Genomic DNA, 7,349 nt, shown 5'->3' with positions numbered 1-7,349 from the left:
TTACGCCAAAAATCCAGTCATCGCCGCGCACCCCGTCAAGCCGCAGCCGGGTCGCCGCCGTGGTCTCGCCAACTTTCTCTTGCCAGCTCGGCGCATCGGTGCGCCGCCGCCACACAGCGTATCCGGCCGCGCCCGCCACTGGCGTCCAGACAATGTCGGTAAAGGTCTGCACTGCGGCTTCTGCGGTGGCCTTGGGCGGCATCGGCGCAGCCGCCAGCGCCGCCAATGCGCGCACGTTGAGCGCCGTCACCTTGGCGAGGTAGGCAAAGTCCATCCGGTCGATGGTATCGCCATAAGCCTTGCCGTTTTCGGTGCGCACGTCCTGATGCTGGTGCTCGTAATTCTCGACTGCGACTGTGAAGCGCACGGCCGGAAAGCCCAGTTCCTGAAATGGCAAATGATCGCCGCCTCGGCCCATCCGGTCGGCGCGCCAAACTTGCCGCACAGCCAGCCCGCCCGCATCCGCCGCGCTCAGCCCGGCAATCCAGCGTGACAAGCTACGCGAAGGGCTGTCATTCTCGCCGCCATTGCGCCGTTGAGCGCTGCGCAGCGCGTCGGTCGCATCGGCGCGCGGTCCTTCGGAAAACACCCGCACATGGGCGTCGTCAATCAGTCCGTCGGAGCCGCGCGAATTGCCGACGATGTCGTTGTTGAGCACCGCCTTGACCTTCCACCCTTGCGCCGCGGCATAGTCGGCCAGCAGCTTCCCCCCAAAAAGCCCCTGCTCCTCGCCTGAAAGCACCGCATAGACGATCGTGGTGGGGAACTTACGCTGCGAGAGCACCCGAGCTGCCTCGAGCACCAGCGCGGTGCCCGATCCATCGTCGTTAGCCCCTGGCGCATCGCGCGTGGCATCGAGCGGATCGGAATTGCGGCTGTCGATATGCCCCTGCACGATCACGACCTCATCAGGCCGCTCGCTCCCCATCTGGATTGCCACGACATTGACGATCCGTACCGGTGTCTTGATCCGCTCGCCCGAGACCATCCGGGCAGGCAAAACAATGGAGAGGCAACCACCGCATGCCGCCGACGTCTTGCGCAGCTCAGCCTCCGCCCATGCCCGCGCCGCGCCGATGCCGCGCTTAGGATCGGTGGTGGAGGACAACGTATGCCGCGTGCCAAACCCGACCAGCGCAGCAACGTCGGCCTCAAGCCGCTGCTGCGCGATCATGTCCTCGGGGGCTGCCAGCGCGGCAAAGGGCATGCTGACGGCAATCAATGCCAAAAGTGGTTTCGTCATCGCGCCACCATAGCTTGCGAAAGGCCCGCAGCAATGGTCAGTAAGCTCGCGCTACCAGAATTCGCTCGACCGCTGGTTCGCCGGTAAACGGGCAGACCCCCGAAACCGGCGCTGCACCCATCGGCGTGTTGCGGATCGTCAGCTTCAGCGCCTTTAACTGCTCGACTACTTTGTCGAGCGCAGCCCCCGTCGGGCGCGACCACTGCATCTCGGCCCAGCCGGGGAAAGCCTTGTCCTCTGAAAAGAATGCGCCAAGCCCGGCCAGATCGGCCACTTCGCGCGAGATTTGCGCGTCGCGGCGCGCGAGCGCCTCGTCAAACAAGGCGCGCTGGATCGCTTCCAATTCGGCGGGGACAGAGGCCACGAAGCTATCTTGCGGCATGCCGATAAAATTGGCCTTGCCATCCTCGCGCCAGAGCCGGTCGCGGCGCAGCACTGATACCTGCCCGCCTTCTGCATCGCGGCCGCCGATCTCAAGGATCAAGGGCACCCCCTTCTTGACCCAGCCCCAGCGCTTTGCGGTGGCCTTGCCCGGCTTCTTGTCCAGCAAGACGCGCACCTTTTCGCCAAACACCATGTGCCCGGCAATGGCGCTGCGCAGCGCGGCGCAATAATCGAGCAGCGCCGCATCGCCGTCGTTGTCGCGCAGCATCGGCAGGATCACCACCTGCTGCGGCGCAATCTGCGGCGGGGTGCGCAGGCCATCGTCATCGCCGTGGGTCATAATCACCCCGCCGATCAGCCGCGTCGAAACGCCCCAGCTGGTGGTGTGGCACAGCGCCTGCGTGCCGGCCTTGTCCTGATACTGAATGCCTGCCGACCGCGCGAAAGTGGTGCCCAGATAATGCGAGGTGCCCGCTTGCAGCGCTTTGCCGTCCTGCATCATCGCCTCAATCGAATAAGTCTCGACCGCGCCTGGAAAACGTTCGTTCTCAGGCTTGGCCCCGGCGATCACCGGCATGGCAAGCACGTCCTCGGCAAAGCTGCGATACATTTCGAGCGCGCGCAATGTCTCCGCCACCGCGTCTGCCTCGTCGGCATGCGCAGTATGCCCTTCCTGCCAGAGGAATTCGCTGGTGCGCAAAAACATCCTTGTGCGCATTTCCCAGCGGACGACATTGGCCCACTGGTTGGTCAGCATCGGCAGATCGCGCCAGGATTGGATCCAGCGCGCCATCGCGGCCCCGATCACGGTTTCCGAGGTCGGCCGCACGATCAGCGGCTCCTCCAGCTTGGCCTCGGGATCGGGGATCAACCCGCCCTTGCCGTCGCTGATCAGCCGGTGATGGGTAACGACCGCCATTTCCTTGGCAAAGCCTTCGACATGCTCGGCCTCGCGGGTGAAGAATGAGAGCGGAATAAAGAGCGGGAAATAGCAGTTTTCCGCTCCGCCTTCCTTGATCCTCTCGTCCATCAGCTTCTGGATGCGTTCCCAGATGCCGTATCCCCAGGGCTTGATCACCATGCAGCCGCGCACCCCCGATTCCTCGGCGAGTTCGGCTTCGGCGATCACCGCCTGATACCACTGGGCGAAGTCTTCGGCGCGTGTGACCGGCAACGCATGCTTGATCTGGGATTTGCTCATGCTTGCCGGTTAAGCGGCAAACAGGATTCGGGCAATCCGCTCAATGCGTCTGCCGTGTCGCAATTCCTAAGGTGAGCCTTACTGCGAGAGCTGATCGAGCTTTTTCTGCATGTCGGCCATTTGCTGGCGCAAGGCATCGAGCTCGTTGCCGCCGCCTGCGCCCGTCTTTGCCTCTGCCGCTGGCTTGGCCTCGGCCGCAGCACTTGCGCCCGGCACGAAGGCCGCTGCCGCTGCTTTGAACATTTCCATGTTGCGCTGGGCAATTTGCGCCAGCGGATTGGCTCCGATGCTATCCTCGATCGCTTTACGCAGCTTGTTCTGGTTCTCGCGGAAGTGATCCATCGACGCTTCAAGGTAGCTGGGCAAAAGGGCCTGCATCGAATTGCCGTACATCGAAATCAGCTGGCGCAGAAAATTGGTGGGAAGCATTTGCTCGCCATTCTGCTCTTCTTCCATGATGATCTGCGTCAGGATCGTATGGGTCAGATCGCTGCCGGATTTGGCATCGATAACCTTAAAATCGGTGTTTTCCTTGACCATCTGCGCAAGATGATCAAGCGTGATGTAGCTGGATGTCCGTGTGTTATAGAGGCGCCGGTTCGCGTATTTTTTGATGATGACAGTCTCGCCATCTTTCGCCTGCTGACCCATGGACAGTGCACCCTATCATTATGATTTCCACTGCAATAGCAGATGCGGTATGTGCAGCGCAACAAAGGTTAGCGAACGCAGCAGAATTCACGACTGACGGGCAAACCTTATCCCCAGCAATGTGAGCAATTCATACTGCGACAAGCCGCTTTCGGCCGCCGCTTCGGGCAGTGTGTAGTCCAGCATAAGCCAGTCTCCTTCGCCGCAATCATGCGCGCGCGACAGGTCGACGACTGTCATGTCCATCGATATGCGGCCCAGTACAGGCAGTCTCTCTCCTTGCCACAAGAACACATCTTTGCCTGCCCAGCAGCGCAAAAAACCGTCGGCATAGCCCATCGCGACCACGCCCACCCGCATCGGCCTGCTTGCGGTGAATGTTGCATTGTAGCCGACCTGCTCGCCGGCTGCGAGGCTGCGCACCTGCAAAACACTGGCTTGCGGTCGTGCAACTTGGGCGATCCGCCCGGCCAGCGCGCTTGTCGGCACACCGCCATAGAGCGCGATGCCGGGGCGTGTCAGCGCGAAATGAAAATCGGCCCCAAGTCCGATACCGGCGCTGTTGGCCAGACTGTAGCGCTTTGCTGTGACCCCTTGAACCACCTCGCCGAACCTTGCCAGCTGCAAGGAATTTTGCGTGCTTTGCTCATCGGCGCTGGCGAGGTGGCTCATGCAGCAATCGATCTCGAGCAGGCCAATCGCCGGATCGCCGAGCTCGGACATCGCCAGCCCCAAGCGGTTGATCCCGGTATCGACCATCAAATCGCACGGCCCGCCGCCAGCGGACAGCCAACGTTGCACCTGCGGCATCGAATTGAGCACCGGGCGAACGCCGGCAGCACGCGCATAAGCAGCATCCGCATCGGTGCCCGGCCCATGCAGGACCGCGACTTGTGCCGGAGGAACATGGCGCAGCAATTCGGGCACTTCCTGCCAATGCGCGACAAACCAGTTGCGGCACCCTGCTGCAGCCAGCACCGGCACGACGTGCGCGGTGCCGAGTCCATAAGCATTGGCCTTTACCGCAGCGCCCGCCGCGGCAGGACCGGAAAGACGATCCAGCGTGCGCCAATTTGCCGCAAGAGCATCACGATCAAGCCTCAACCGCAACGGCGATGGTGGTAGCAGCGAAGGCGGCTCAGCCAGCATCATCAGCGAAGTCACGCGGCATTCCGCCCTTCAGGCCCCATGCGGCGACCACCAGCGCGATCACGACCACAACCCAAGTATACCACAATCCGGCGTAGGGATCGCCCGTGCGCGCGATAATCAACGCCGAGATAAACGGCAGAAACCCGCCGAAATACCCGGTGCCAAGGTGATAAGGAATCGACATTGAGCTATAGCGGATGCGCGCAGGAAACATTTCGGCGAGCAGTGCTGCCACCGGGCCATACGTTGCGCCCGATAGCGCCATCAGCGCCACCAGCCCGAGCACAATCACTGCCGCATGGGCCAGATCGGGCTTCACTTTGGTAAAGTCATGCCCCGCGCTCTCGAGCAGTCCGCGCACTTCTTTCGCGCGCACCGGTCCCTTGGCGTCCCAGGGATAACGATCCAGCGGCAAAGCCTCGTCTCCGGCGGAAAGCGAAAGTCGTGCTCCTCGCGAGAGGCGATAGGGCACACCCGATGAGCTGAGGTCGGCAAGCAGCTTGCTGCAACGCGTTGTCTGCTCGGCGGCAAAAGCGCTGTAGGCGCAGTCAGGGCCCTGCACGGCGACCGGCGCGCGGCGCGCCATGTCCGCAAGCGCAGGATTGGCCGCCGCGCCAATCAGCCAGAAGGCTGGAAACAGCAGCAGCAAGGTGGCCAGATAGCCCAGCACGATCGGAAGCTTGCGCCCGAGCTTGTCGGAGAGATGCCCAAACAGCAGATTGAACGGCATGCCGATCACACAAGCGATCCCGACCAGAATCTCAGCCGTCGTATCATCGACCCGCATGGCGGATTTGAGGAACGACAAGCCGCTGAACATGGCGGTGTACCAGATCACGGTTAGCCCCGCGGCCACGCCGAATAGTGCGATGAACAGGCGGCGCGGATTGCCGGGATAGGTCATGCTCTCGACAAAGGGGTTGCCTGCCAGTTCGCCGCTGGCCTTCATCGCCTTGAACACAGGGCTTTCGGACAGCTTGAGGCGCATCCACAGCGATATCGCCAGCAGCGCCAAACTGAGCACGAACGGCACCCGCCAGCCCCAATCCTTCCAGGTGTCCTCGCTCATCAGCGCTTTGCATGAGAGCACCACCACCAGGCTCAGCACGAAACCGCCCATGACGCTGGCCTGAATCCAGCTGGTGTAATAGCCGCGCCGCGCGGGCGAACAGTGTTCGGCGACATAGACCGCCGCCCCGCCATACTCGCCGCCCAGCGCCAGACCTTGCAGGATCCGCAACAGGATGATCAGCGCGGGCGCCGCATAGCCGATGGTGGCGGCGGGAGGCACCAAGCCTACGCCTGCAGTTGCCACCCCCATCAGCATAACGGTGGCCAGAAACGTGTATTTGCGGCCAAGCCTGTCACCCAGAAAGCCGAACAGAACCGCGCCAAGCGGGCGAAAGCCGAAACCGACCGCGAACACGAGCCAGAATAGAAGCATTTCGAGCGTTGCGTTGCCCGATGGGAAAAACGCCTTGGACAGGATCGCGCCCAGCGTGCCGTAAATGAAAAAGTCGTACCACTCGAACACGGTACCCGCCGAACTTGCTGCGATGACGAGGCGAATATCCGCAGCACTGGGTTCGGGCATTGCCGCGCCGCCGGGTTCGATCATCGCGTTTGAACTCATTCCTTGCCCCCAATTCGGCTTATAGCCTGCGGCCTTAGCGAAGCGGCGGCGCGGGGGGAAGGGTCCACGCCTCAGGCAAGCGCCGCCAGCGCTGCATCCCACGCCAGCAGGATCGCGCCGTGCCGCGCAGGGTAAGCGCGCGCCGCCGCGATCAGTTCGATCCCCGGCCATGGCGGAGCAGGTGCTTCGCCAGAAAGCCACGCCGCAAGGCCTGCCCGAGCTCCCGAAATCTCATCGCGCGTGAGCCCCGACGCATGCAGCGCAAAGACATGCGCCGCTGCTTGTCCCACCGCGCAGGCATGCGGCCTTATCCCGATCCGCACAACCTGCCCCGCAGCGTCGATGCTCAGCGCCATCGCAATGGCGCTTCCGCAACTGCGCGAACGTGCGTCTCCTTTCAGGGGCAAGCTCTCGTCCCAGGCAAAGTCGGCAAGGCTGGCGGCGGCACCCAGAATGGCGGGCGTGTAGAGCGCCGGCGCGCGCGGTGCCATGTCAGGCATCCACAGGCGCAGGTTTGCGCTTGGCCTTTTGCTTGCTCGGCTTGGCTTTGGAAGAGCCTTCGCTGGCTTTATCAGCAGCAGCATCTACCGCCTCGGCCCGGCGCGATGCGATCATGGTCATAAGCTCTTCGCTGGCCGCATTGAGGAAGGGATAGGTGCGCGCCTGCGCAATCCAAGCCGGTCGACCATCAGGCCCCCAGACCACGTCATAGGTGAACACCACGAGCGAAAAGGCCAGCACCATGATGATGAAGCCCTTAACGGCACCAAAGCCGAAGCCAAGCACCCGGTCGATCGGCCCGAGCAGCGAATTGCGGCTGGCGCTGCCCATGGAGCGCGCGGCAAAACGCCCGACCATGGCCGGAATGATCATCAGCAGCGCAAAAGCAAGAAGACCAGCGCCCGTCTCGTTCTTGAGATAGGGGGCGATGAACAAGGTCAGCGGTTCATGCAAGGTGTGAACCGCGATCAACGCAATACACCACGCCGCAAGCGACAGCACTTCCTCGACAAAGCCCCGAAAAAAGCCGCCAATCGCGCAAACCGCGATCACCAGAAGCACTACATAATCAAAACCGGTCATCG

General features: G+C 62.5%; 7 protein-coding genes. All 7 read right to left on the bottom strand.

Annotated features, from left to right (window positions below; translation table 11 throughout):
* Positions 1 to 1,243 (bottom strand): M20/M25/M40 family metallo-hydrolase (locus tag Q0O40_RS14640; RefSeq protein ID WP_295531458.1); only part of this gene is annotated, 1,243 nt, incomplete at its 3' end.
* Between the two features lie 37 nt (positions 1,244 to 1,280).
* Entirely contained in the window at positions 1,281 to 2,828 is a 1,548-nt protein-coding gene (locus Q0O40_RS14635; RefSeq protein ID WP_295531455.1) for an aminoacyl--tRNA ligase-related protein, read from the bottom strand.
* 78 nt (positions 2,829 to 2,906) lie between these two features.
* Positions 2,907 to 3,479 (bottom strand): polyhydroxyalkanoate synthesis repressor PhaR, encoded by a 573-nt coding sequence (gene phaR / locus Q0O40_RS14630; protein ID WP_295531452.1) that lies wholly within the window; start codon positions 3,477 to 3,479, stop codon positions 2,907 to 2,909.
* An 87-nt stretch (positions 3,480 to 3,566) separates the two neighbouring features.
* Complete coding sequence (gene alr, locus Q0O40_RS14625; RefSeq protein ID WP_295531461.1) at positions 3,567 to 4,628, bottom strand: alanine racemase; 1,062 nt, start codon at positions 4,626 to 4,628, stop codon at positions 3,567 to 3,569.
* On the bottom strand, positions 4,618 to 6,249 hold the full coding sequence (locus Q0O40_RS14620) for an MFS transporter (RefSeq protein ID WP_295531449.1): 1,632 nt from the start codon (positions 6,247 to 6,249) through the stop codon (positions 4,618 to 4,620). The genes alr and Q0O40_RS14620 overlap by 11 nt, the downstream gene beginning before the upstream one ends.
* An 86-nt stretch (positions 6,250 to 6,335) precedes the next feature.
* Complete coding sequence (locus Q0O40_RS14615; RefSeq protein ID WP_295531446.1) at positions 6,336 to 6,755, bottom strand: iron-sulfur cluster assembly scaffold protein; 420 nt, start codon at positions 6,753 to 6,755, stop codon at positions 6,336 to 6,338.
* Between the two features lies 1 nt (position 6,756).
* A partial coding sequence (locus Q0O40_RS14610) for a CvpA family protein (RefSeq protein ID WP_295531443.1) occupies positions 6,757 to 7,349 on the bottom strand: 593 nt, incomplete at its 5' end.

Origin of the sequence: Novosphingobium sp. Chol11 (assembly GCF_945870625.1) — a bacterium.
Classification (GTDB): Bacteria; Pseudomonadota; Alphaproteobacteria; order Sphingomonadales; family Sphingomonadaceae; genus Novosphingobium.
Note: the sequence above shows the minus strand (reverse complement) of the source record. Positions and strands in the feature narration are given on the sequence as shown.